General features: G+C 71.4%; 15 protein-coding genes and 1 pseudogene. 5 read left to right on the top strand and 11 right to left on the bottom strand.

Features of this window, described 5'->3' with window-relative positions:
- The first annotated feature begins 317 nt into the window (after positions 1–317).
- Positions 318–2,507 (top strand): hypothetical protein, encoded by a 2,190-nt coding sequence (locus tag ACQ859_RS20655; protein ID WP_431262535.1) that lies wholly within the window; start codon positions 318–320, stop codon positions 2,505–2,507.
- A gap of 224 nt (positions 2,508–2,731) precedes the next feature.
- Here ACQ859_RS20655 and ACQ859_RS20650 read toward each other — a convergent pair whose 3' ends face one another.
- Positions 2,732–3,184, bottom strand: coding sequence for a MarR family winged helix-turn-helix transcriptional regulator (locus ACQ859_RS20650; protein WP_431262534.1), 453 nt, complete (start codon positions 3,182–3,184; stop codon positions 2,732–2,734).
- Positions 3,185–3,261: 77 nt separating this feature from the next.
- Between ACQ859_RS20650 and ACQ859_RS20645 the strand changes: the two genes are divergently transcribed.
- Positions 3,262–4,821: an FAD-dependent oxidoreductase gene (locus ACQ859_RS20645; RefSeq protein WP_431262533.1), complete on the top strand. Its 1,560-nt coding sequence runs from the start codon at positions 3,262–3,264 to the stop codon at positions 4,819–4,821.
- 62 nt (positions 4,822–4,883) lie between these two features.
- On the opposite strand, the gene ACQ859_RS20640 is transcribed toward ACQ859_RS20645, so the two are convergent.
- Positions 4,884–6,977 (bottom strand): TonB-dependent siderophore receptor, encoded by a 2,094-nt coding sequence (locus tag ACQ859_RS20640; RefSeq protein WP_431262532.1) that lies wholly within the window; start codon positions 6,975–6,977, stop codon positions 4,884–4,886.
- 177 nt (positions 6,978–7,154) lie between these two features.
- Between ACQ859_RS20640 and ACQ859_RS20635 the strand changes: the two are divergent.
- From ACQ859_RS20635 to ACQ859_RS20625, 3 genes and pseudogenes are all read left to right on the top strand, one after another.
- Positions 7,155–7,852: pseudogene (locus ACQ859_RS20635) on the top strand (helix-turn-helix transcriptional regulator).
- A 48-nt stretch (positions 7,853–7,900) separates the two neighbouring features.
- Positions 7,901–8,272 carry a VOC family protein gene (locus ACQ859_RS20630; protein ID WP_431262531.1) on the top strand — a complete coding sequence of 124 codons (372 nt, stop codon included), beginning with the start codon at positions 7,901–7,903 and terminating at the stop codon, positions 8,270–8,272.
- Positions 8,269–8,724 (top strand): EVE domain-containing protein, encoded by a 456-nt coding sequence (locus ACQ859_RS20625; protein ID WP_431262530.1) that lies wholly within the window; start codon positions 8,269–8,271, stop codon positions 8,722–8,724. Before ACQ859_RS20630 ends, ACQ859_RS20625 begins: the two co-directional genes overlap by 4 nt.
- A 30-nt stretch (positions 8,725–8,754) precedes the next feature.
- Here ACQ859_RS20625 and ACQ859_RS20620 read toward each other — a convergent pair whose 3' ends face one another.
- The 9 genes from ACQ859_RS20620 to vgrG form a co-directional block, all read right to left on the bottom strand.
- Positions 8,755–12,183 (bottom strand): eCIS core domain-containing protein, encoded by a 3,429-nt coding sequence (locus ACQ859_RS20620; protein ID WP_431262529.1) that lies wholly within the window; start codon positions 12,181–12,183, stop codon positions 8,755–8,757.
- Positions 12,184–12,188: 5 nt separating this feature from the next.
- Positions 12,189–13,613, bottom strand: a complete 1,425-nt coding sequence (locus ACQ859_RS20615) for an ATP-binding protein (RefSeq protein WP_431262528.1) — start codon at positions 13,611–13,613, stop codon at positions 12,189–12,191.
- Positions 13,597–15,534: a contractile injection system tape measure protein gene (locus ACQ859_RS20610; protein ID WP_431262527.1), complete on the bottom strand. Its 1,938-nt coding sequence runs from the start codon at positions 15,532–15,534 to the stop codon at positions 13,597–13,599. Before ACQ859_RS20610 ends, ACQ859_RS20615 begins: the two co-directional genes overlap by 17 nt.
- Positions 15,527–18,277, bottom strand: a complete 2,751-nt coding sequence (locus ACQ859_RS20605) for a hypothetical protein (RefSeq protein ID WP_431262526.1) — start codon at positions 18,275–18,277, stop codon at positions 15,527–15,529. Before ACQ859_RS20605 ends, ACQ859_RS20610 begins: the two co-directional genes overlap by 8 nt.
- Positions 18,274–19,074, bottom strand: coding sequence for a hypothetical protein (locus tag ACQ859_RS20600; RefSeq protein WP_431262525.1), 801 nt, complete (start codon positions 19,072–19,074; stop codon positions 18,274–18,276). Before ACQ859_RS20600 ends, ACQ859_RS20605 begins: the two co-directional genes overlap by 4 nt.
- A gap of 88 nt (positions 19,075–19,162) precedes the next feature.
- Entirely contained in the window at positions 19,163–23,002 is a 3,840-nt protein-coding gene (locus ACQ859_RS20595) for a hypothetical protein (RefSeq protein ID WP_431262524.1), read from the bottom strand.
- Entirely contained in the window at positions 22,999–23,496 is a 498-nt protein-coding gene (locus tag ACQ859_RS20590; protein WP_431262523.1) for a GPW/gp25 family protein, read from the bottom strand. Before ACQ859_RS20590 ends, ACQ859_RS20595 begins: the two co-directional genes overlap by 4 nt.
- A gap of 1 nt (position 23,497) precedes the next feature.
- The gene (locus ACQ859_RS20585) at positions 23,498–23,797 is read right to left on the bottom strand and encodes a PAAR domain-containing protein (RefSeq protein WP_431262522.1); all 300 of its coding nucleotides are present in this window, start codon (positions 23,795–23,797) and stop codon (positions 23,498–23,500) included.
- Positions 23,798–23,816: 19 nt separating this feature from the next.
- Entirely contained in the window at positions 23,817–25,610 is a 1,794-nt protein-coding gene (gene vgrG, locus ACQ859_RS20580) for a type VI secretion system tip protein VgrG (protein ID WP_431262521.1), read from the bottom strand.
- Positions 25,611–25,613 lie beyond the last annotated feature (3 nt).

Here is a 25,613-nt window from a genome sequence, read left to right as displayed (position 1 = left end):
CAGGAAGGAGGGACGCCGGCACCTGAACGGTGCACTTGCGCCGATGAACGGCGGAAGTCCTTGATGTGTAAGGGATTGAAGACCGCCCGACGAACGGCAAAGCAGGGCTGCCGCAGTGTGGCGGAATCTTCTACCTCTTTAGGGGCCAGTACTGACAGGTTTGAAAACATTTGTGCGGACGCGCGGTCCGACGACAACCTTGTCTCCCCTGGGGACAGGGTATGCCGGGGTGGCGGCCGGAAACAGCCGGACACGGAATCAGTATTCGAGTGGTATTTCAGATTCCTAGACTCGCGGCACTTTCAAGGAGAGATGTCATGGCATGGAATGAAGGACGGGCGTGGCCGATCCACGCATTGGTGGCGGCGGGCTGGATCGCCGCGCTGACGCTGGCGGCGGAGGGCGCGGAAGCCGCCACGCTGCGCGCGGCGGCCAACAACAACTTCGTGAGCGCGACGGCGACCGGCACCTCGTACCTGACCGCGACCGCGGGCGCGGCCCAGAGCTGGGAACAGTTCGACGTGGTCAACAACGGCAACGGCACGGTGTCGTTCCGCGCGCGCATCAGCGGAAACTTCGTCTCCGCCGACATCGGCCTGGCCGCGCCCAACACGAGCCGCCTGATCGCCAACCGGCGCACCGCCGACGCGTGGGAGCAGTTCACCGTGGTGCCGCAATCCAACGGCACGGTGGCGCTGCGCTCGGCGGCCAACGGGCTGTACGTCTCGGCCGATCTGAACCTGGGCGGCGTGCTCGTGGCCAACCGCAACGCGGTCCAGGCCTGGGAACAGTTCGTCCTCGCCGACCAGCCGACGACACCGCCGACCAACCCGCCGCCGACCACCGGCACGCCGCCGGACTTCGGCGCCAGCGTGCACATCGTCAGCCCGACGACGCCCAACCTGCAGGGCGTGATCGACGGCATCTACAACGCGCAGCAGCCCAACCACTTCGGGCCGCGCCGCGACGCCATCCTGCTGACGCCGGGCACCTACAACAACCTGCGCATCCCGGTCGGCTTCTACACGCAGGTGCTGGGCCTGGGCAGCCATCCGGACCAGGTCCACGTCAACGGTGACCTGCGCTCCAACGCCTTCCTCGGCGGCGACAACGCGACGCAGAACTTCTGGCGCGGCGCCGAGAACTTCTCGGTCACACCCAGCCTGGGCATCGGCAACAACACGATGCAATGGGCGGTCTCGCAGGCGATCCCGTTCCGGCGCATGCACGTGCGCGGCAACATCAAGCTGAACCAGAACAGCGGCTGGTCCAGCGGCGGCTGGTTCTCCGACGTGCTGGTGGACGGGCAGGTGAACTCCGCCAGCCAGCAGCAATGGATCTCGCGCAACAGCCAGTGGGGCAGCTGGACGGGCTCCAACTGGAACATGGTGTTCGTCGGCGTGCCCAACGCGCCGGCGGGCAGCTTCCCGACCGCGGGCCAGCGCTACACCAAGATCGCGCAGACGCCGGTGATCCGCGAGAAGCCCTTCCTCTTCATCGACACCGACGGCGGCTACGCGGTGCGCGTGCCGTCGCTGCGCCAGAACAGCAGCGGCATCTCCTGGAACAACGGCGGCGCCACGCCGGGCCGCACGGTGCCGATCGGGCAGTTCTACATCGCCAAGCCGGGCGACACGGCGGCTGCGATGAACACGCAGCTGGCGGCCGGCAAGCACCTGCTGTTCACCCCTGGCACCTATGTGCTGACGCAGCCGCTGCGGGTCAACAACCCGGACACGGTGGTCCTGGGCATCGGCTTCCCGACGCTGCGCTCGGACAACGGCCAGCCGCTGATGCAGACGGCGGACGTGGACGGACTGACGATCTCCGGCCTGTTCTTCGACGCGGGCGCGACGGAATCCGGCGTGCTGCTCGAGGTCGGCCCGAACGGCGCCGCCGCCAACCACGCGGCCAACCCGACGGTGCTGCACGACCTGTTCTTCCGCATCGGCGGCGCGGCGGCGGGCAAGGTCCGCATCGCGCTGAGCGTGAACGCGAACAACACCATCGTCGACCACACCTGGCTCTGGCGCGCCGACCACGGCGCCGGCGTGGGCTGGACGCAGAACCCGTCGGAGAACGGCCTCTGGGTCAACGGCAACGACGTGACCATGTACGGCCTGTTCGTCGAGCACTTCCAGAAACACCAGGTGGTCTGGAACGGCAACGGCGGCCGCGTCTACTTCTACCAGTCGGAGATCCCGTACGACCCGCAGAGCCAGGCCGGCTGGAACAGCCCGACGGGCCGCGGCTGGGCCTCGTACAAGGTGGCCGACAACGTCACCAGCCATGAGGCCTGGGGCCTGGGTGTCTACAGCGTGTTCACCAACGGCGGCATCCTGCTGGACCGCGCGATCGAGGCGCCGGTCAACGGCAACGTGCGTTTCCACAACATGATCTCGGTCTGCCTGGGCGGCAACGGCGGCATCGTGCACGTGATCAACAACACCGGCGCGCAGACCGGCTGCAATGCGTCGTTCACGCCGACGGTGACGAACTTCCCTTGAGTCGTCGCCTGCGTGGGGATCTTGTGGGCTGCAGCGTCCGCTGGCCCTCACCCCCATCCTCTCCCGCAAGCGGGAGAGGGAGTGAGAGTGCGCCGAGCTGACCGTATGACTCCCTCTCCCGCTTGCGGGAGAGGGCGGGGTGAGGGCCAGCGGCCTCGGCAGTCAACGACAGCCGGCAGACGCCCGCAGGACGCAAGACCTGCGGGCGTCGTGCTTTCCGGGCGTCACGGCGCGTCGGTCGCACCTTCCAGCGCATCGACGAACTTCGTCATCAGACGCACGAGGTCGTCGAGCTCTTCCTTGCTCCACTCGCCGAAGATCTCCCGGCCCATGCGCTGGCGCGCCGTGTCGATGCGATCCGTCATGGCCTGACCCTCGGCGGTGACGACGGCCTCGCGCACGCGGCTGTCCTGCGCGCTCTTCTGGCGGCTGACCAGGTTCAGGGATTCCAGCTTCGCCACCTGGCGGCTCACCGTCGTGTAGTCGCGTCCCACGCGCTCCGACAGGTCGACGACGCCGATCGGCCCCAGACGCTCGATGCCCACGAGCAGCGGGAACAGCGCCCGGTCCAGCATCACCCCGGCTTCCTCGATCAGGCGCTCGTCGTTGCGCGGGCGGTTCATCACGCTCGCGATGCGGATCAGCGCGCCGTGCAAGGCCTTCAGTTGGGTCGACATATGTGCATCTTGCACATTTTTTCGAGCCGGCATACCATCCCTTCAGTTATGTGCAAACTACACTCAATTGGAGCGACATGAACGGATCCATTCTCCCAGGGACCACGCAGGTCCTCATCGTCGGCGCCGGCGCGGCGGGCTTGACGCTCGCCATCGACCTCGCGCGTCGGGGTGTCGATTTTCAGCTGATCGAACAGGCGTCCCGGCCCTTCCACGGCTCGCGGGGCAAAGGCATCCAGCCGCGCACGCAGGAGGTGCTGGAGGACCTCGGCCTGCTGGACCGGCTGGTGGCGACCGGCGGTCCGTATCCGCCGCAGCGTCACCATGCCGCGGATGGCAGCTTTGCCGAGACGGCCTTCGAGACCTCGCCGCCGACCCCGGCCGAGCCGCACCAGATGGCGCTGATGGTGCCGCAGTTCCTGACCGAGGCCGCCATGCGTGAGCGGCTGGCGGAACTCGGCCATGCGCCGCGTCACGGCTGCGCGCTGGTGGATGTCGAGCAGGACGAGGAGGGCGTCACCGCGCGCGTGGCCATCGGGGCCGGCGAGACCGGCGGGGCCACGCACGGCGACGGCCTTCGGCAGGAGAGGATCCGGGCGCGCTACCTCGTCGGCGCCGATGGCGGCCGCAGCGACGTGCGCAAGCAGCTGGGCATCGACTTCCCGGGCAGGACACTCGGCGTTCGCGCCGTCGTGGCGGACGTGACCCTCAGCGGACTGCCGCGCGACGCGTGGCACCAGTTCAACGACGGATCGATGGAACGGCAGCTCGCGCTCTGCCCGCTGGCGGGGACGGCGTTGTTCCAGCTGCAGGCGCCGGTGCCGCTGGAAGGCGAGATCGACCTCGGCATCGATGGCCTCAACGCAATGGTGAGGGACCGCGCCGGCCGCGACGACATCCGCATCGAGTCGGTGTCCTGGGCCTCCGCCTACAACATGAACGCGCGCCTGGCGGATCGCTATCGGGTCGGCCGTGTCTTCCTCGTCGGCGACGCGGCGCACATCCATCCGCCGACCGGCGGTCAGGGCCTCAACACCAGCGTGCAGGACGCCTACAACCTGGGATGGAAGTTGGGCGCCGTGCTGCGCGGCGCGCCGGACTCGCTGCTCGACACGTATGAGGAGGAGCGCCGACCGGTCGCCGAGGGCATGCTGAAACTGTCGACCCGCTTGCTCGATGCTGCCAAGCGCGGTGACAACCGCCGCGGGCGCGAGGTGCATCAGCTCGACATCGGCTACCCGCAGTCGTCGCTCGCGCTGGAAGCGCCGGCACGCGAGCGCGGCCCGCAGGCGGGCGATCGCGCGCCCGATGCGCGCCTGCGCGGCGCGGCGGGGCAGGGGACGCGGCTGTTCGAGTTGTTCAAGGGGCCGTACTGGACGCTGCTTGGGTATCGGGCGTCTCGGGCCTCGCTCGGTGCCGTGCCCGCGCGGGCCGGTCTACGCATCCTCTCGATCAGCGATGGCGGCGATGGCGGCGACCACGTCGACGGGCAGGGTGACTTCCGCGACGCGTATGCCCCGCAGGCCGGCGACTGGATCCTGGTGCGGCCCGACGGCTACATCGCCGCCATCGTCTCGGCGGCGCAGCTCGACGCGCTCGAGCGGTTCATGAACGCCTGCGGTCTGCCGCCTCCCTGATCGAAGCAAAAAAGACCCGGAACTCGGCCCGGGTCTTGAATTGCAGGAGCGTCAGGACTCGATCAGAGCTGGTAGTCCAGCGACACGCTGTAGGTGCGCGGCGCGCCATAGATGGCGCCGTAGGCCAGGCCGCCGATGTACTTCTTGTCGAACAGGTTGTTGACGTTGGCGCGCAGCGTGGCGGCCTTGGACAGCTCGTAGGACGCGAAGGCGTTCACCTTGACGTAGGCGCCTTGCTTGGCGCTGCCGATCTTGCTGACCTCGGACTGCCAGCGGCCGCCCAGGCCCACGCGCAAGGCCGGCAGCATCGGCACGAGGGTGTCCGCGCGGAAGTTCAGCGTGTGGCGCGGCACCCATTCGTAGATGTCGTTGCCGTCGGGCCCGGTCAGCATCAGGCGGGTGTAGCCCACCGTGACCTTCGCGTCCTTGCCGATGCGGCCGGTGGCCTCGACTTCCCAGCCCTTGGACTTCACGTCCTTGGGCTCGTACCAGCTCTGGCCGTTCTTCTCGCCGCCGACGAAGGTGCCGGCGAAGGTCGCCAGGCCCTCCTGCTTGGCGGTGAACACCGCCGCCGTCGTCAGCAGCGCCTTGTTCAGCCATTCCGCCTTCACGCCGGCCTCGGCGTTGACGCCCTTCATCGGCGCCAGGTAGATGCCGTTGATGTCGTACTGGTCCTGGTTCTGGAAGATGTTGGAGTACGACACGTAGGCCAGCAGGTCGGACGTGATGTCGTAGGTGAGGCCGAAGTAGGGGCTGGTCTTCTTCGTGTCCGGATACGCCTTGCCCGTGGCCGGATTGCCGTAGACCGACGAACCGGCCCGCGCCAGCCGCACGGCGTTGACGCCGACGATGGCCTTGAGCGAATCGGTCAGCGCGATGCGCGACGCCGCGTACAGGCGCGTCAGCGTCTGCTCGCCGCCTTCGCCGGCGGTGCGCGGGCCCCATTGCGGCTGCGTGTAGGCGTTGCCGTCGTACGGGAAGGCCGGCAGCGGATCCAGCATGTGGTCCAGCACGGCGTAGGTGTCGGTCTTGGTTTCCTGGTGCGAGCGGCTCAGGCCCACCAGCACGGTGTGCTCGCGGCCGAACAGGTTGAACTTGCCGTTCAGGTTGGCGTCCAGCACGTTGTTGTCCGAGCTGCCCTGGCTGCGGTACGGCCAGCCCACCAGTCCCGTGTTGTCCGGGTTCAGCACGCCGCTGTTGGAATAGGCGTACAGCAGGCGCGTCGCCTCGTTGCCGTGACGGACGTTGTAGGTGACCTTGGCTTCCCAGTCCTTGCCCAGCTGATGGGTGTACTCGGCGAAGGCGTTGTAGGACTTGGTGTCCCAGTAGGTCCACTTCTGCGAGGTCGACGAGCCCACCGGGAAGTCCGCCTGCGTGCCGTCCGAGCGCAGCAGCGTCAGCGAGCCCCACATCGGCGAATCCTGCTTCGCGTCCACCGCCGTGATGCCCACGGTCAGCACGCCGTTGGTGCCGATCTGGCCGTCCACGACGCCGTACACCGAGGTGCGCTGGTCCTTGAGGTCGCGCAGGTAGGAGTCCTTGTCCTCGCGCGCCACGACCAGCCGGCCCGCCCACGCACCGTCCTGCGTCAGCACCTTGTTGTAGTCCAGCGTCGCGCGCTTCAGGCCGTCGGAACCGAAGGTCACGCCGACCTCGCCGCCGTCCTCGTTCTTCGGACGCTTGCGGATGTAGTTGATCGTGCCCGAGGAGTTGCCCACGCCGGTCAGCAGGCCGTTGGCGCCGCGGATCAGCTCGATGCGCTCGAACAGGAAGGTGTCCTCGCGGCCGACGACCGTGCCCCAGGAGTTGGTCATCCCCAGGCCGTCGACCTGCGTCAGCTGGATCTCGAAGCCGCGGGCGTTGAAGGTCGCGCGGTTGGTCTCGTACTGCTCGACGTTGATGCCGGTGGCCAGCGCCAGCGCCTCGTTGCTGCCGGTCAGGCCGAAGTTGGCCATGTCTTCCTGGTCGATCGTGCTGATCGTCTGCGGCGTGTCCTTCACGTCCATCGGCAGGCCGGTCGCCCCCTTGGACACACGGTTCGCGCGCTTGCCGGTCACGGTGATCTTTTCGAGCGTGGCGTCCTGCGCATAAGCCAGATCGCCGATCGCGAGGGACACCGCCAGGGCGCACGCGGTCATCAGGAATTGCTGCTTCATCGATGGGTCCGAAAGAGGTAGAGGGTGACTTTCCGCCGGGACTCTAACGCAGGTGAGAGTGATTCGCATTAAGTGAAATGACAAAAACGAGTCATCTCGTGACACGCGTGGTAGCGATACCACGATCAAAGGGGGCGTTCGCCCGCCTATCCTCGCGCCCTCTCATGGAGGATTGCTGTGTCCCGTTCCGCCCGCCTGCTCGACCTGATCCAGATCCTGCGCCGCCACCGCCGCCCGGTCACCGGCGAGGCGCTCGCGACGACGCTGGACATCAGCCTGCGCACGCTCTACCGCGACATCGCGACGCTGCAGGCGCAGGGCGCGCGCATCGATGGCGCGCCGGGACTGGGTTACGTGCTGCGCGAGGGATTCGTGCTGCCGCCGCTGATGTTCTCGGTCGACGAGGTCGAGGCGCTCGTGCTCGGCTCGCGCTGGGTGGCCAGCCGCGACGATGCGCGCCTGGCCGCCGCGGCGCGCGACGCGCTGGCGAAGATCTCGGCCGTGCTCCCCCGGCCCTGCGGCGGGACATGGACGACACGGCGCTGCTCGTCGGCCCCTCGGATCCGCCGGTGGTCGACCGCGGCGTGATGGCGCTGATGCGTCAGGCGATCCGCCAGGAACACAAGCTGCGCATCGGCTATCGCGACCTCAAGGGCAAGGACAGCGAGCGCACGGTCTGGCCCTTCGCCCTGGGCTTCTTCGACCGGGTGCAGGTGCTCGTGGCCTGGTGCGAGCTGCGCGAGGAGATCCGCAGCTTCCGCACCGACCGCGTGAGCGCGCCGGTGCTGATCGAGGAGCGCTATCCGCAGCGAAAGGCCGCCTTGCTGAAGGCCTGGCGGGAACGCGAGGGCATAGTGGCCACTGACGGAAATTGACAGACCGGGTTCCTAGCATCCGCTGCATCAACCCAACCGGACCCTGTCATGAGCCACCCCCACTTCCTCCTCCTGTACGTCGCCAGCCCGGCCGAGAGCAGCGCCTTCTACACGCGGCTGCTCGGCAAGCCGCCCGTCGAGAGTTCGCCCACCTTCGCGATGTTCGCGCTCGACTCGGGCGTGATGCTGGGCCTGTGGGCGTCGGCGGGCGTCGAACCCGCCGCCACGCCGGCGGGCGGCAGCGAACTGGCCTTCGCGGTCCAGGACGCGGTGGCCGTCGATGCGCGCTTCGAGGCCTGGCAGGCCCTCGGCATGCCCATCCTGCAGACGCCGTCGACGATGGATTTCGGCTACACCTTCACCGCGACCGATCCCGACGGCCACCGCCTGCGCGTGTTCTCGCCGGGAGCGCGGGGATGAGCGGCCTGTTCGGCGAAGCGGGCGGCCGGCCGCCTCGCGCGTGGATCGCCGTGGCGTCGGCCGAGCACGTGCGGCGCGGCCGCGCCGAGGGCTTCATGCAGGTCTGCCACGGCAAGGTCGCGCCGTTGCGCCGGGTCCGGCCGGGCGACCGGGTGGTCTATTACTCGCCCGCGACGCAGATGGGCGGCAAGGACCGGCTCCAAAGCTTCACCGCCCTGGGCACGGTGCGCGACGGCGACGCCTACGAGGTCGACATGGGCGGCGGCTTCCGCCCGTTCCGGCGGGATGTCGACTGGCAGCCGTCCATTCGGGAGACACCGATCCAACCGCTGCTGGATCGACTCGCCTTCACGGCCGGCAAGACGAACTGGGGCGCCGCGTTCCGCTTCGGATTGCTGGAGATCGCCTCGGACGACATGGGCCTGATCGCCAGCGAGATGGCGCAGCGGTGAGCCTCGGACCGCCGGGTCGCGGCGGTCCGTTCACCCGTCCCGCCCGATGCTCAGCGCCTTGTCTCCCATCCGGTCCGCCTCCGACTCCAACCCGACGTCGTCGTTGATGTCGACGCCCTGCATCTGCATCGTCGGGTGCACGCGGCCCTCGCGCTGCTGCACGACGTGCCAGGCCTCGTGCGGGAGGTGCGCTTCCTGACCCGGCCCGAGGTGGATGTCGTTCCCCTGCGCATAGGCCAGCGCGTTGAGCTGCGCCGGCTGCGACGAGTTCCGGTGCACCCGCACGTCGGACAGGTCCGACCCGGACAGCGATTCGATGCCGGCCTTCAGGCCGTCGGGCATGCCCGTCCGGTTCTCCTGGCGCTGCACAGGGGCCGCCTTGGCCTGCGCGGTCCCGAGCGCCTCGTCCTCCAGCGCACCGGTCTCGCGCTGGGCGACCTTGGCCTGCGCGGTGCCCAGGTCGTCATCCTCCAGACCGGTCTCGCGTTGCGCGACCGGCCCGAAGGTCGCATCGATGCGGCGACGTTGCGCGAGCTGCCGGGGCGATCCGTCCAGCGCGGCGGACAGCTCGCCGCCTTCCTGCTCACGCCGCTGCATCGCGGCGGCCGCGGGCGCATGCTCGAACGCGCCGCTGTCGTTGGTCGAGTCCTTCATCGGATGCTCCTCTCGTGATCGATCTGTCCATGCCGTGGCCGTGCCGTGCCCATGCCGTGCTCGTGCCGTGCTCGTGCCGTGCTCAGGGGCTTCCACCCGGGGCTTGAAGGTGACGATCAACCCGCCCACGATCAGGATCAGGACGATCACCACCAGCAGCGTATTCCCCGTGCGCAGCTGGTTCAGCGACGGGTCGCAGGAGAAGATCGCGCTGGCCACCGCGAGCGTGACCAGCGCGCCCGCCCACAGCACCATCAGGATCACGCGACCCATCCGCCGCACGCGGCAGTTCCAGCCGTAGAGCAGCAGCGTCGTGCCCACGATCACCAGCAGCGCCTCCAGCGCCAGCCGCAGCGGCATGCGCATCGGACAGACGATCTGGCAGAAGCGGGTGTCCTGGTCCAGGAAGGACCAGAAGCGGGCGTTGAGTTTGACCAGCACGCTCTCGCCCGCGCCGACGTCCGCCACCGGCACCGGCCAGAACGCGACGCCGCCGAAGGACCAGCCGATGTAGACCAGGTCCCGGTCCAGCGCGTCCTGCGCCGAGGGCGGCAGGTCCGCGGGCTTCCCGCCCGGATACACCAGCACCGGCATCATGCTGCCCAGCACCGCCATGCGGTCGGGGCCGGTCAGCTCGTCGGTGAAGTCGGTGCGGTTGCGCAGCTGCATCTTGTTGACGTCGGACCCCATGCCCAGCGGCGCCGGGAAACGCACCGTGATGTCGGTCTTGCCGGCGTAGTCCGGCGTGGACTTGTAGGACGCCGCCGCCGCGCCGCGTTCCTTGTAATCCCCCGACGCGCCGGTGCCGCGCTGTCGCTCCGCCTTCTTCATGACGGTCAGGAGGTTCCTGAAGCTGAACGCGGTCGACGACTCGCCCACCAGGTGCTGCGGGATCACCAGGTTGAGGTGGAAGGCGCGCGACGGCCGCGCCTGCATCGCCGTCAGCACGCGCTGCAGGTAGTCGAGGTAGAAGCGCTCGAACTCCGGCGAGGCCGCCTCGGCATCCGTCGGTTCGAAGAACACCGTCAGGCCGTCGTAGACATAGGCATGCTCGCGCCAGCCCGGCGGCAGCATCAGTTCCAGGTCGCCCTGCAGGTCGGAGTGGCGCAGGTCCAGCAACTCCGCGATCTTGGCCTCGGTGGCCTTGAGCATGCGCTCGCGGGCCTCGCCCGTCAGGCGCATCAGCACGTGGAAGTCGCGCCGGTACAGCACCAGGTCCAGCCCGACGCCGTACTGGTCCACGCGCCGCGCGAAGCCGCCGCCCGGGCTCTCGTAGCCGGTGGGCAGCAGGAAACCGCCGTTGTTGCGCAGGATCGCCCCCATGTACTGCAGCCGCGTGAACTTGTCGAAACGCACCGGGATGGGGGCGTTGCCGTCGCCGTGCATCCAGTAGGGCAGGAAGGCGAAGACGTCGTTCTCGATGTCGGGCAGGCTGCAGCCGCAGCCGTCGGGCGCCAGGTTCAGCACCTTCGCCTGCGACACGGGATGCTCGACGCCGGCGGCATCGGTGATCTCCTCGCGCAGCGTCGCGGGCATCAGCATCTCGAGGAAGGTGGTCACCGGCAGGCTGCCCGGCAGCGGCCGGGTGTCGGCCTTGTCCGTCGTGGCCGCCTTGCCGGGGCGGTCCGGACGATCCGGACGATCCGGACGATCCGGCGGGGGCGCGCGATCGCGGTCGGCCAGGTCCTGCACGCGCGGGCAGCGCTCGATCGCGGCCTTGTTCTGCTCCAGCGCCACCTCGTTCACATGGCGCAGGAAGTAGGTGCACTGCCGCGCCCGCAGCGAGTCCTGGAACACCGCGCGCGTCGGATGCTCCACGTCCTTCAACGGCATCAGCATCTCGCGCAGCTGGTCGAGCGTCGGGCCCATCACCGGCGGCTTCACCGCGAGGGCCTTCGGACCGGCGGCCTCGCCGTCGGCCGAGGGCTCGCCCGCGGCGGCCGCCGTCATCAGCGATTCGCCCGCCGAGGCCTCCGCGTTCTTGAAGATCGCCGCGAGCTTCTCCTCGGTCAGCACGTAGGTCATCGGCGGCGGCGGGTCGTCCGGCACCGTGAAGCTGGTCTGGTCCTCGGTGATGGTCCTCAGGGGATCCGGCGTGCGCGTCCTGGCGGACGCCGCGGAGCGACTCCTGGGCGCCGATGCCGCCACGGCGGGCGTTGCCGCCGCCGGCTTGGGATCGATGACGCGGATCTCGTACAGCGCCTGCTCGAGGTTCCGCGTCCGCGACGCGTCGGTCGCGGTGAGCAGGAACCGGAAGGTGCCGGTCTTCGTCGGCGTGCCGGCCAGCGCGCCGTCCTCCTCGACGAACATGCCGGGCGGCAGCTCGCCGTCGATCGTGATGCGGTACGGCGGCTTGCCGCCCCGCACCAGATCGCGCGCCTTGTACGCGCGGTTCAAGCGGCCCGACGGCAGCGGGATCGTCTGGTAGACCAGCCACATCGGATCGCGGCCGGCCGAGGCGCTGGCCGGCATGGACGGCGCGGACGGTGTCGGCGAGGGCAGGGCGGCTGAAGCGATCGGTTCCTCCGGGCGCGGCGGCAGGGCCCGGGGCGTCGCCACGTAGACCGTCGCGTCGGAGGCGGAGGACGCTGCGGAGACGGCAGAAGCCGGACGTGCCGACGGCGCCTGCGCGGCGGCATGCAGCACGAGGAACGCCGCCGCGAGCAGGGCGCCGCCGACGAACCAGCGCACGCGGGCGCAATGGCGGCAGGGCGTGGCGGGACGGCCGGCGTCGGGCGGGTCATCGGCCCACTCGTCGACGGACCACCGCCGGCGCAGGGCGTGGAAGAAGGGGCGAGTTCCCATGGTGGCTACACCGTCCGTCCTTCCTTGCGCAGTTCCTTGGCGATGCCGCGGCGCAGGTCGGCGGCCAGGATGCGATCGCGTCCGGCCTGCATCGCGTTGATCGCGCCGAAGCGCACCACGTTGGCGATCGCGCCGCCGGCCAGTTCATGGCGCTCGGCGAAGTCGGCCAGGTCCACGTCCACGTCCAGCCGCCCCGTGTGCCGCACCATGCCTTCCCACAGCCGCAGGCGCTGCTCCGCGTCCGGCATCGGGAAGTACACCGCCGACTGGAAGCGCCGTGCGAAGGCGTCGTCGATGTTGCCCTTGAGGTTGCTCGCCAGGATCACCGTGCCGGGGAAGTCCTCGACGCGCTGCAGCAGGTAGGACACCTCCTGGTTGGCGTGGCGGTCGTTGCTGCTCGAGGTCGCGGTCCGCTTGCCGAAGAGCGCGTCCGCCTCGTCGAAGAACAGGATCCAGCGCCGGTGCTGCGCCTGGTCGAACACCTGTGCGAGGTTCTTCTCGGTCTCGCCGATGTACTTGGACACCACCATGGACAGGTCGATCCGGTAGACGTCGGCGCCGACTTGGTCGCCGATCAGCGTCGCGGTCAGCGTCTTGCCCGTGCCGGGCGGTCCGAAGAACAGGCAGCGGTAGCCGGGCTTGAGCGCCTTGTCGAGCTGCCACTCGCGCATCAGCGTGTCGCCGTGGCGCGCCCAGGTGATGATGGCCTCGACCTCCTCCATCACGTCCGGGTCCAGCACCAGGTCGTCCCAGCCGAGCTTCGTCTCGATGAGCTTGGCGGGGAACTGCGTGCTGTAGTCGGGCTTGCGGGCTTCGCCGGTGCACAGCAGGTCCAGCGTGTCGGCGCCCGCCAGCAGTGCCGAGCCGTACCAGGGCTCGCCCGGCGCCTCATGCGCGAGCCGCACCAGTCCGAGCCGTCGCAGCGGCGCCGTCTCGTCGAGCATCTGCCGCAGCGCGAAACGGCGCGCCAGGTCCTCGCCCGCGATCAGGAAGGCCGCCGTCTCCACCGTCGGCAGGAAGCCGCCGTGGTGCCGGCCCTTCCAGCCGCCGAATTCGCAGAAGCCGCGGTCCAGGTTGCGGTTGCTGACGAAGAGCAGGTCCATCAGCTGTGGCCGCAGGTGCGGCGCGAGCGCCAGCGCGAGCACCAGACGCTCGGACGGGCCGAGCCCGCCTTCATGGATCAGGCGCGTGAGGTCGTCCTCCGGCCCGGCCCCCGCGCCGGCCGCCGCCCCGGGCTTCAGCGCCGGCAACGGCGGAGGCGCGGGCAGCCCGCCGCGATCCGTCGAGGACCGTGGCGAGGCGGCCGCGTCGTCCTGTGCGAAGTGCCCGGCCAGGCGCCGTTGCAGCACGCGGTCCAGCCAGTCCAGCTCGGCCTCCAGCGCGCGCGCATTGATCGCCGCGCGCGGCGACGGGTCAGCGCCATTCCACATGAATCACCCTTTCCATCCACGGGTGCCGCAAGGTCGCGTAGCCCCAGGGCAGTTGATCGATCAGCATGTCGAAGGGGCCCGGCACGACCGACAGCTGCCACGCGTCGTCGCGCCGCTCCAGGTGGCCGTCGCGACGCAGGAAGCTGCCCCGCAGTCCGTCGGGCGACGTCGTGCCCAGGATCCGCCAGTGCTGGATCACCGCGACGAGCAGGCCGTCGATCGCCTCGCGCTCGGCCTCGGACAGATCGATCAGGCGCGGCAGCGGCGCGTCCAGCGGCAGACCGCAGAGCAGCTTGTTCAGTGCGAGTTCCGGTTCCGGCGCGGCCGCGTGGCCGGTCGCGAGCGCCTGCAGCAGCAGCGCGGCGCGCGACGCCGCCTCCGGGCCGATGAAGGCACGGGTGTCCGCGAGGCCGAGCATCGAGAACAGCCGCGGCAGGTAGGGCGACACCAGCACCAGGCCCGCGTTGCCGACGGCGATCTGCTCCGCCGAGGGATCCATGCCGGGCGCCTCCGCGGCGATCGCCGACGTGCGCCGCTCGTCAGGCACCGACGCGTCAGGCGCCTTGCGCCACGGCAGCCGCAACACGTTCAGCGCGGCCGCCAGCACCGAGGTGGCCGCACGCACGGCCCGGTCATACCAACGCGCCGGCGGCTCCGCGCCGGCCGGCGTGTGGCGCTCCAGGTCCTCGCGGACGTCGGACTCGTAGCGCGCCGGATCGAAGCCCGTCGACGGATGACGCACCGCGTGGCCGAGCGTCGCCTGCCAGAGCCGGCGCCGGCGCGCCTCGACCGTCGCGCCGTCGGTCGTCGACGGCCCGGGGCGATGCGACGGGGCTCCCCGCCCCGCGGTGGAGGCGGGCGGCATCCCTGGCGCGGCGCCGCCGGGGCGGTCGCCCGGCACCTGGCCCGCCGCCGCGGCGGCGATCCATGCGGCGACGGCCTGGGCCGCGGGTTCGGTCATCCACAGGCTGAGCAGGCGCGGCAGCAGCGGCTCGGGCAGGGCCTGGACCAGCCGCTCGCGCGCGGTCGCCGTCTCGCCGACGCGCTGCAAGGTGGCGCGCAGCCAGTCCCGGTCCTCGCGCAGCAGCGGCGCCCACGCATGCGCGACGGTGTTCAGCGGATCGCTGCCGCTCGAGAAGGCCGCGCCCGCGTCCAGCGCCGCCAGCAACTGCGCCCGCAACAGCATCAGCGTGGCCGGTCGCGGGGCCACCGCATGGTCCATCGCCTGGCCCAGCACCGATTCCCACAGGGCCGCCCGCGTGCGGGGCGAGCGGCCGTCGCGGCGGGCCTGCGCGACGATGTCGAGCAGTCGCGCGGCGGCGGCGGGCTCGCCCGGCATGAAGGCGTGGACCAGCGTGCCCAGCAGGTCCTCGTCGAACTGCGCGGCCATCCGCTGCAGCAGCGCCGCGCGACCCGGCGCCGCGCGCAATGCGGCGACGAGCGCGCCGGCATCCTCGCGCAGGGCCTCCCGGGCCAGGCCGGCCGGATCGTCCCCGCGTCCCTGCCAGGGCAGCCGGCCATGTCGCAGGAAATGCAGCAGCGCGTCGCGCCGCGCCTGCGGTCGGGTGCTCACCCGCAGCCCGGTCGCGCGCCCGGACGCGCTGGTCGCGCCGGGGCCGCGCAGTTCCTCCAGCACGCGGCGCAGGCGCTCGCGCAGCAGGCGCGGCGCCTCGGTCTCCCAGTCCGCGGCGGCCAGCTCGCCGAGGTCGATCTCCAGCTCGTCCAGGCGCCAGTGTTCCTCCGGCGGGCAGCAGGCGTCGAAGACCTCGTCGATCACGCGCAGCAGCGGCCCCTGCACGCAGGCGACCAGGCGCGTCTCCGCCTCGCCCGGCGTGACGCCGAGGCCCAGGCCGGCACCGAAGTCCGCGTCGACGGTCATCCGTTCGACGAGGTGCGACGAGGCGTGGTCGGACTCACGCATGGCCTTGCACGACCGGCCCGTGGCCGTCGTCCTCTCCGCGCGGTCCCCGGCCGCCGCCCGCCATCGCCGGGTCGTCCTCGATCCCCAGGCGCTCGATCACGCGGCACGCGGTCTCGTCGGCCAGCGTGCGGGCCCGCTCGTCGTCCGCCGATGCCACCCACGCGAGGCGCGCCTCCAGCCAGGCGGCATAGGTGTCCTCGAAGCGCTGCATCGGTTCGGCGTCCAGCCAGACGCAGCGCAGGCTCAGGTGGGACGGGCAACTGATGCGCAGCGTCTCCTCCGCGAAGGTGCGGAACGCGGGCTGCGCGCTGCGCTGCGTCCATCCCGGCAGCACGACCGTCACGCGCAGGTGATGGAATTCCTTCGACAGTCCCAGCCGCGCATGCGAGGCCGCGTCCTGGCGCAGCGGCCGCAGCAGCACGTGCTCGACGACGTGCAGGCCTTCGCTCTCCTGGTCCAGGTGACGCAGGAACAGCCGCAAGCTGGCCGCGCCGCGTCGAGCGGCCGCGGCGTCGGGGAACTCGCCCAGCAGCCACCAGTGCTGGTGCTCGTCGGGTCCGAGGATGAGGCGTTGCGCCCCGCCGGGTCTGGGCATCAACCGGTAGCGCGCGCTGCGCTGTCCGGCGCGCAGCAGGCCCGCCGGCATCGGCAGCCGCAGCCAGGGCATGCGCTGCAGGTCTTCGCGCACCTGCGCGCGGTCGGCCGGCTGCACCGCGTGGCCGGCCGCGGCGGCGAGCCGCACCGCCTCGTCCTGGCCGTCGAGCAGCCAGGGCTGATGTCCGGCGCCGGGCCGGGCGACGAGGGTGAAGCGCTGCTCGCGCAGCGCGCGCGTCAGCGGCCGGTCGTGCCACTGCCTGAATCCGAGCAGCAGGCTGGCGCGGCGCTGCAGCCCGCCGCAGTTGTCCGGCACGTCCCACGACGGCCGGCCGGGATCGAAGCCGCCCGCGCGGTCGCGCGTCAACGGCACGATGTCGCGCAGCCAGGTGGCCTTGTTCTCCAGCAGCAGGGTCTCGGCTTCCTCGGGGCTGAGGTGGCCGAGGAACTGTCGCATCGAGTTCTGCGTGTAGGTCTCGCCGTGCAGCGCCAGCAGATGGTCGAGCGCGCGGTTCTTGCGCCGTGCCGAGCGGTCGAAGGGGCGGTACACCGCCTCGGCCACCACCTCGGGCGGATGCTGGTAGAGCTGGTCGAGTCCCGGCACCGCGTCGGCGCCGATCATCTGCGACCACAGGCCCTGGCGCGCGCCCGGCGCGACGGAGAACAGCTCGCGCAGGTGCTGCAGCTGGGCCAGGCCTTGCGCGATGGCCTGCTCCTGCATCACCAGGTAGGCCTTGAGCTGCCGGGCCCGAGCCTGCCGCTGCGGCGGCGCGGACGACGGCACGCCGTAGCGGCCCAGGCCGTAGATCGCGGGCAGGTGGTCCTGCACCGAGACATAGGTGTCGAGCCGGCGGTGCACGCCGCGCGGCAGCAGCTCGGCGGCGCGCGCGGCCTGCTCGGTGCGTCCGCGGGCCCGGTGCGAACGGCCGGCGGAGCGCAGGTCCTCCAGCCGTCGGCGCAGGTCGTTCCAGGCCACCGGCACCACGTTGCCGCGGCGGCGCACGCTGATCGTCGACGGCACGTCGCGATCGGGCAACCGCAGCGACAGCGCCCAGTCCGCGCCGCGCCATTCGACCGAACCGGCCGTCGCCTCGCGACCCTCGGCCCGCAGCGCGACCACGCGGGCGTCGACCACGCCGGGCACCGACAGCACCACCGTCGTGAGGTCCGAGAGGAAGAGCCGTTCCGCGGCGTCGCCCGCCTCGGGGGCGGGCGCGTCCTCGATGAAGCCGTTGTGCAGCGCGGGCCCGGTGTAGATGTGTTCCAGGGACCGGCCCTCGCGCAGCAGCTCGTCCAGCGTGCGCGAGACCGCCGCGCGCGCGATGTGCCGGGCGCAGCGGTCGTAGACCTCGGCCAGGATGTCGACGCCGTCGCGCGGACCGGCGATGTCGATGTCGGCGTGCAGGTCGCAGGGCACGTCGCGCATGCGGACGATGTCGGGATGCAGGTCCTCGCCGAGGTTGCGCCGTTCGAAGTAGGCCGCGCGCGCGGCGGCGATGCGCTCGGCGGCGGCGTCGTCGGAGAGGACGGCGGCGGTCCTCGTGCCGTTCGTGATGCCGTTCATGGTGCCGCTCGTCGCGCCAGTCCTCGTGCCGATCGACGCGCCGTCGGCCGACCGGTCCGCCTCCTGCGACAGCTTCAGCCGCAGCCGGTACAGGCCGGTGCCGGGCTCCGGCACCAGCGTCGCGTCGTCGAGGCCGGGCGCCGCGTCCAGCAGATGCCGCCGGTAATCCGCCGGCGTGGTCGGCCGGCAGGGGAAGACTTCCGCCGGCGGGTGCAGCGACAGGGCCTCGTAGTCGATCTCGCCGTTCGGGCCGGTCAGGTGGTCCGCGACCGGGAAGCCGGCGCGGTAGACGACATCGGTGAGCCCGAAGCACAGCTGCTCCAGCATCGTGATGCCGGGGTCGTGCAGGTTGTGGTCGGTCCAGGTGCCGCCGCTGAGCTTCTGCAGCATGTCGATGCCGCGCGCGCGCAGTCCGTCGAAGCCGACGTCGCGTTCCTCGTCGGTCGTGGGTGACAGCTTGGCCGGCGCCGACGACGTCGGCGACATCGGCGACATCGGCGTCGTCGATGCGACCGGACGCACGCCCGGACCGGGCAGGTCGGACGGAAACGCCGAAGGGCGTTGCGAGGCGGCGCCCGCGCTCACAGCGTGCCTCCGGTCATTTCAGGGTCGAACCACAGCTGCGACACCGAGGCCTGGATCACCTTGCCCTCGCCGTAATCGCACTGCGTGCGGATCTGCAACCGGTAGCTCGCGCGCCGGCCGTGGCCGCCGACCCAGCGCAGCTGGATCCGGTCGCAGCGGCGGCCGTACCAGGCGTGCTGGCTGCGGATGCGCTTGCGCGGTGACAGGAACTCGAGCCAGCCTGGCAGCGGGTTGTAGGTGTTCATCGCGATCGCATGCAGCATCGCGAAGCGCCCGCCGTCCTTCTGCCCGACGCCGGCCATCACCTCGAAGGCCTGGCAGCCGCTCAGCGGACCGGTTAGGTCGTGCCACTCGCCGTCGGCCTTGAGCGGATGGCCCGCGTCGTCCTCGCGGCGCAGGTCGCCGAGCCGGCCCGACGAGGCGACCACGCCCGCCACCTCCAGCGCCTGCCGCGGCCGGGCCGTGCCGATGCCGACGCGGCCTTCGGTGTCCAGCGCCAGCACCGGGTCCCGCGCGCCCGCGGCGCGGGCGTCGCCGTGATGGAACAGCAGCTGGTCGCGGTCGCCGCCGTAGGCCATGGACCAGATCGCCTCGCGGCCGCTCTGCTCGCGGTAGAAGCTGATCAGCGCGTCATGGCTGACCGGCGTCGACACCTCGAACCCGTTCTCCGGCGTCTTGCGGAAGCCCTCGTCGCTCATGTTGAGCATCGAGTCGATCAGGTCGCCGAAGTGGTCGCTGGTGGGCAGCCGACCTTCCTGGAAGAACTGCTTGAGCGTGTCGCGGTTGCGGGTCGTCATGGCGCGCCCCTGCCGATCACGAAGGCGGGCCCGGCATCCTGCCGGTCCGGACCTCCGCGGTCCGGGCTCCCGCGGTCCGGACCTCCAATCACGAAGGTGCTGCCGACCGCCAGCCGGTCGACGCCGGTCGCGCGAGGCGACACCGTCTCCGGAAAGCGGTCGACCGCGGTGAGGATGTGCTGCGGCATCGGCAACGCGATGCTCCACGGCAGCCGGGCGCGCGCATGGGCCGCGCCGGTCGCGGGGCGCGCGCCGTCCTGGCCGGGGGCTCGGCGCCCAGCGGCGCGCGGGCCGTGTCGGCCAGCGTGTAGACGTCGCGGTCGTCGCAGGCCACGGTGATCAGCGACAGCTGCGTCACGAAGCTCACGCCCTCTAGCGCGCGCAGCCGAGCCTCGAGGTCCTCGCTGCGCACCAGCCAGTCGAAGCGCGCGCCGTAGCCGTCGTCGAACCACGGCGACAGGTAATGGACGATGGCCTCGTTGACGCGGCGCAGCGTCGCGCCCTCGTGCGCGCCGCGCGTCAGGCCGAGCGTCGCGCGCAGCTGCAGCCGGTCGTAGGCGGGATTGCGGACCTGGAAGCGCGCGAAGGGCGAGCCGAGTCCGCCCAGCGCCGCCGTCATGCGCGCCAGATCGACCGCGTTGAAGCGCGGCGCGGCGCAGGCCAGCGCGGGCAGGTTGCGCGGCAGCGTCGGGATCACGACCGCCGTCACGACGCCGCTGCCGTCCAGCGCCGGCAGGCAGCGCGCCTTCAGCACGTCGGAGAAGCGCGAGAGCAGCAGCCGCTCCACGTCCCAGCCCAGCGAGGCGCGGCCCTTGTGCTGCAGCCGCTCGCCGGCGCGCGTGATCATGGCGCGTTCGTCCTCCTCGCGCTGCAGGCTGAAGGAGCGTCCGACCTGGGTCACCGAGGCCAGCCCCGGCAGCGTCGCCGACGGCCGCACGATGACGCCGTCGACCAGCGGCACCGGCGGCGCGGGCGGCGTGGTGCTGTTGCGCGGCGGCGGCGCGTCCGCATCGCCCGGCATCTGCCGGCGCAGCCGCAGCCCCTGCGTGCGCACGGACACGAGTCCGGCGAAGCGGTCGAACTCGGCGCTCGCGGACAGCCGCAGCCAGTACAGCCCGGCCGGCATCACGGTGTGGTCGGTGCTCATGTCGCGCGGCAGGTCCAGCGTCACGATGCCGGAGGTCAGGCAGCCGTGCGTCGTGTCGCCGAGCACGCGCGCCGGGGGCAGCGTCCGCCATTCGTCGTTGGCCAGCGTGGCCCATTGCACGCCCCATTGCGGGCCTGATTGCCCGCCGGGGGACCGGCCGCCGTTGAGCAGGCTGCGCGCCGAGGACTCGCGCAGCTGGAACAGCAGCGTCAGCACGCCGCCGGGGTCGCCGGTCGCCAGGCCGATGTAGAGGTTGCCGTCCGCGCCCAGGCGCGGCAGCAGGTCGTGTCCGCCGCCCGAGACCGCCGAGTACAGCGTCTGCAGGCCGAAGGGGTGGAGGTGGAACAGCCGCTCGCCGTCGACGCCTTCGGGCGGATCGTCGTCGCGGTCCAGCGCGATGACGCTGGCGGCCTCGTAGTTCAGCGTGATGCGCTCGATCATCGGCGTGTAGGGCGGATTCGGCAGCGGGCGCGGCCGCTTGGTGCGCGCGTTGGCGGCCACGGTCGAGGCCAGCTCGACCGGATAGGCCGCATGGCCGAAGGCCGCGCGCGGACCGCTGAGCTGCAGCCGGCACAGGCCGTTGCGGGGCATGGGCATCGTCGACCAGTCCTCCTCGGTGGCGCGGCTGAGCTTGCGCACCGAGCCGGCATCGATCTCGATGTGCTGCGCCGCGATCAGCTCGCCGGCCGGATCGGTGCCGGCGAACAGCGGCTGCTGGGCGGAGCGGTTGGCGCAGGGCTGCCACTGGCCGTCGCGCAGCCAGGCGATCTCGGTGCTGAAGCGGCCCTGGCGCAGCTCCTTGCCGGCGGCGCCGCCGTAACCGGCGTAGTGCGCGTCGAAGCCGCCCTGCTCGAGCGGCAGGCCGCCCCATTCGATGTCCAGCGACAGCCGGTCCAGCGTCTTGCGCGCCGCCTCGGGCGAGCCGACGACCAGGTAGGAGGACAGGCCCGGCAGCGGTCCGAAGGGCGCGAAGGCCTTCGTCGGATCGAGCGGGCCGAGGTTGTTGGCCAGGCGCACCTCGCGCACGCCGCGCACGCAGACGCGCAGTTCGACCTCGGCCAGCGGCAGCCGCGCGAGCAGCGAGTAGGGATAGAGCCGCCCCTGCGTCGCGACTTCCAGCCGCAGCACCGGCAGCCGCGTCGGCCATTCCGCGCCGTGCACGGCCGGATCGCAGCCGGTGATGGCCGGCGCGTCGGCGCGCAGCCGGATCAGCAGCGACAGGCCCGCGCCGGCGGCGCGGTCCAGGCGGCCCTCGACGGTCCACCAGCCGGTCGCCGTGCTCAGGCTCAGGCGGAACGCGCCCTGCAGCAGCCGGTCGAAGATCAGCGCGCGATGCGGCAGTCCCGAACCGTTGAACATCGCCGGCAGGCCTTCGCCGAGGAGGCGGTGGGCGGCGTTGCGCATCGAGACCCAGTCGCCGTCCGTCAGATCCCGGTGGTCCGCGTCCGGGCCATCGCCGCCGGCCAGCAGCCACTGCGGCACCAGGTTCCCGAAGGCTTCGCGGAAGGCCTCGGCGGTCCGGGCGCGCAGCACCGCGTCGCGCAGGCCGCGCAGGTCCGGCGCGGCACCGGACGAGGTCTGGCGCAGGATCACGCGGACCTCGCGCTCGCCCTCGCGCAGCAGGAGCAGCGGCGACGCGACGGCCAGGCCGATGCGCGCGTCCTCGGCGCCCGCGCCGCCGGCCGCGCCGAACAGCGGCCAGACGGTGCGGCCGTCCGCCACCGGCTGCGCGACCTTGGCGCGGGTGACGTAGTTCAGGTCGCGTTCGGGCGCGATCAGCCGGTCCCGTTCCAGCCGCAGCGTGCGCAGCGTCTCCACCCGTGCGTCGGTGACGGTCAGCGGTCCCTCGCTGACGAAACGCACCGGCCGTCCCGCCGCGTCCTTGCCGGCGTCGAAGGCCGTGCCGGGCGGCAGGTGCACGTCGCCGGGCGCGCGCAGATCGCGCTGGCAGGCGAGGTACACGGTGTCGGCGCGCGACGGCGCGGGATCGAAGCCCAGGCAGTCGCGGTAGTAGAACGCGGTGTGCCGGGCGGGGAAACGGTTGACCTCCCGCTGCGGCGTCTCGCAGACCTTCAGGAAGGCGACCAGCAACGCCGCCGCGGGCTCGTGGCTGGCCGTCGCGATGCTGTCGGGCAGCAGCTCGCGCGCCAGCCGCCGCACGTCGTCCACCGCGCTGAGGAAGGCGAAGAAGCGTTCGCGCAGCCGCTCGCGGTCCTCGCGCTCGGCGTCCGGATCGATCGCGGCCTCCTCGCCGATCGTGCGGTGCCACATGCGCGAGAGCTCGCGCTCCACGGGGCTGGGCGGGCGGGGCGCGGCCGGCCCGTCCACGGTGTCGCCGCCCTGCAGGAAGCGCCGCTCGACCCAGCGCAGGTCGGCCGCCAGCTGCTGGTCCACCAGCAGGTGGATGCGCTCGCGCAGCACGCGCGGCGCGGTGTCCGGGATGCCCGCCAGCGCGCGCCACCACAGGTCCAGCCAGCCGGCCAGGGTGAGCACCTGGCGCGCCAGGTGCGGCAGCGGCGCCGAGTCCACCTCGCGCCCGAAGCGCTGCTGCATCGGCCACGGATCGACCGCGGCGATGCGCGCCATCACCAGCGTCGGATCGGTGGCGAAGAGCGTGCTCCAGTCGCCGGCGTCATGGTCGTCCAGGTCGATGAAGCGCAGGTGGCGCGCCAGCTGCGCCGTCATCTCGACGCGCTGCTCGAAGTCCAGGTCGTCCGGGCGGAAGTAACCCGGCGCCAGGGCCATCGGGAAACGCTCGCGCTGTTCGGTGCCGGTGCTCATGCGATCCTGCTCCCCAGGACGTCGCCCGCCGGCCCGCGGCTGGCGGGCAGGTCGCCTCCTCGCGCGTCGCTTCCCGGCGCTTCGCCCAGCATCTGACCGTCACGCAGGTAGAGCGGGAACACGAAGTTGTAGCGGCTGTTGCTGCTGCGCAGCGTGTAGTCGAGCCGGATGCGCAGCACGCCGTCGTACAGCCCGGCGGTGTCGATGTCGATCGCGTTGAGCGCGATGCGCGCCTCGAAGAACAGGATGGCCTGCTGGATCAGGCTGCGGATCTCCGTCAGCGTGCTGTCGTTGATCGTCTCGAAGACCATGCGCCGCAGGCCGCAGCCATAGGTCGGGTGCATCACGCGTTCGCCGGGCGCGGTGGTCAGCAGGATGCGCAGGCTCTCCTCGACGTCGGTGACGCCGGAGACCATCACGCCGCCGCGGGTGCGCCGGTCGAAGGCCGGCGGGAAGGCCCAGCCGGTGCCGAGGAAGTCGTGTTCGGGCGCCATGTCAGCCCCCGATCAGCACGGTCGGCAGGCCGATCGCGATGTTGCCGCCGTGCGCGGTCGGATCGCCGACGCGCGCCGCCGGCTTGTGGCCGATCAGCACCGTGGTGGAGCCCATCACGATCGCGTCCGGCGGGCCGACGCAGGTCGCGTTGTCGCCCAGCACGGCGGCGGGCAGCGAGCCGATGAGCACGGTCGGCACGCCCGGGCCGATGACCGGGCCGCCCACGTGCGGGATCGGCGGCAGGCCGGGCGTGACCATGGGGCACACATGCAGGTCGGTGAGGCGGGCGGCGGGTGGCACGGGAGCTCCTTCCTCGGTCTCAATTGATCATGACCAGCGCGCCCTTGACCACGGTCTGACCCGAGGCCGAGAGTTCCGCGGAGGCGTTGCCCTTGGCGGAGAAGGCGATCTGCGCCTCGTTGGCGACGTTCAGGCCGGTGGTCTTGACGTCGGCCTTGGACGTGATCGACACCGCGCCGATCGCATCGAGCCTGATCTGTCCCTTGGCGGTGACGGTGATGTCCTTGGGGCTGTCGAGCGCGATGCCGGAGGGCTTGAGCTCGACCGTGTTGCCGTTCTGGTCCGCGAGCAGGATGGACTGGTCCTTGTCGCTCAGCACGATGCGGTTGTTGCCCGGCGTGGTGACGGTGATGACCTTGTCCTTCTCGTCGAACTCCAGCTTGTGCTTGCAGCGCGTGACGAAGGCCTTGGTGTCGTTGGGCGCGGCCAGCGCGTAGGGCGGCGTGCGGTTGCTGCTGTAGAGGCTGCCCAGGATGACCGGGTGCGAGGGGTCGCCGGCGAAGTAGCCCAGCACGACCTCGTCGCCGATCTCGGGCAGGAAGAACGCGCCGAAGCCGCTGCTGGCATGCGACTGCAGCAGCCGCGCCCAGACACCTTCGGTCTCGGCCTGCAGCACCGGCACCTTGACCTGGATGCGCTGCTCGCCGGCGGGATCGGCGTCCAGCTTCATCACCACGCCGACCTGCAGCCCCGGCACCGGCGGCAGCAGGCCGGCGGCCGGTTGCGCCGGCACGTCGGGCCGCGCGCTGAACCAGTCGGGATCGAGGCCGAAGTCGGCCTCGGTCGTCCAGGCGCCGTCCTCGATGTGGTGGCGCAGTCCGGTGATGTAGACCGAGCCGCTGAAGCGCTTGCCCACGCCCTGCAGGTCGATCAGCCCGCCGACCTTGGCCTTCGCGCTGCCCTGGAAGCTCAGGCGGCCGCGCAGCCGCGCGAGTCCCGACTTGAGCTGCTGCGCCTTCGCCCACTGCGTCAGCATGTCGCGCGACTGCGGCGCGCCGGCCTGCAGGCGGAAGCTCGCCAGGCCGATGACCTCCGACAGCGTGCTGGTGTCGAGGTCGCCCTGCGCCGGCAGCGCGGCCGGATCGGCGGCGGTGCCTTCGAGCGCGGCCTGCGCCTTCGGATCCCAGGACACCGCCATTGCGCTGCCGTACTGGTGGCGCGCGTCGACGTCGCCTTCGAACGAGATCAGGTCGATGCCGTAGGTCACCGACAGCGCCGCCTCGCCGGCGGCCGTCGGCGTGGCGACGGCGAGCGCACCGTCGTTGACCAGCACCAGCATGCCGTTGGCGTCCGCGCGCGTCAGCAGGAAGTCCCAGTCGCTGCAGAAGTGCTGCACCAGCTCGGGATGCGTGATCGCGGTCGCCTCGACGTCGGCGGACAGGCCGTGCGCGCCGGCCAGCGTGCTCATGATGTCGCTGTCGAGCTGGTCGATGTAGTTCACGTTGCGCCGGCCGATCGTCATCTTCACCGCCTTGTCGCGGCACTCGACGATCAGGCGCGCGTCGTTGTCGCCCTCGACCCGCAGGCCGTGGCGCACGACCAGGCCTTCGAAGATCGTCTCCTCCTGCAGGCCGTAGCCGGCCTGCACGGTCAACGCCGCGCCCGGCTTGAAGTGGGCCGCGTCGCTGAGCGGGAACTCGCGGTCCGGCATGTCGCCGTCGTTGAACACCAGCCGCGCGCTGGGCACGGTGTTGGCGGCGCGGCGCACCGTCACCGACATCAGGTCGGCGCTTTCGGGCAGGCGCTCGCCGTCGATCAGCACGCTGAGCGACACGACGCCGACGGTGTCCTGGAGCGGAGAGACGCCGGGCATGTC

Origin of the sequence: Roseateles chitinivorans (assembly GCF_050632235.1) — a bacterium.
In the GTDB taxonomy this organism is placed as follows: domain Bacteria; phylum Pseudomonadota; class Gammaproteobacteria; order Burkholderiales; family Burkholderiaceae_C; genus Roseateles; species Roseateles chitinivorans_A.
This window is presented reverse-complemented; position numbering and strand designations above follow the sequence as displayed.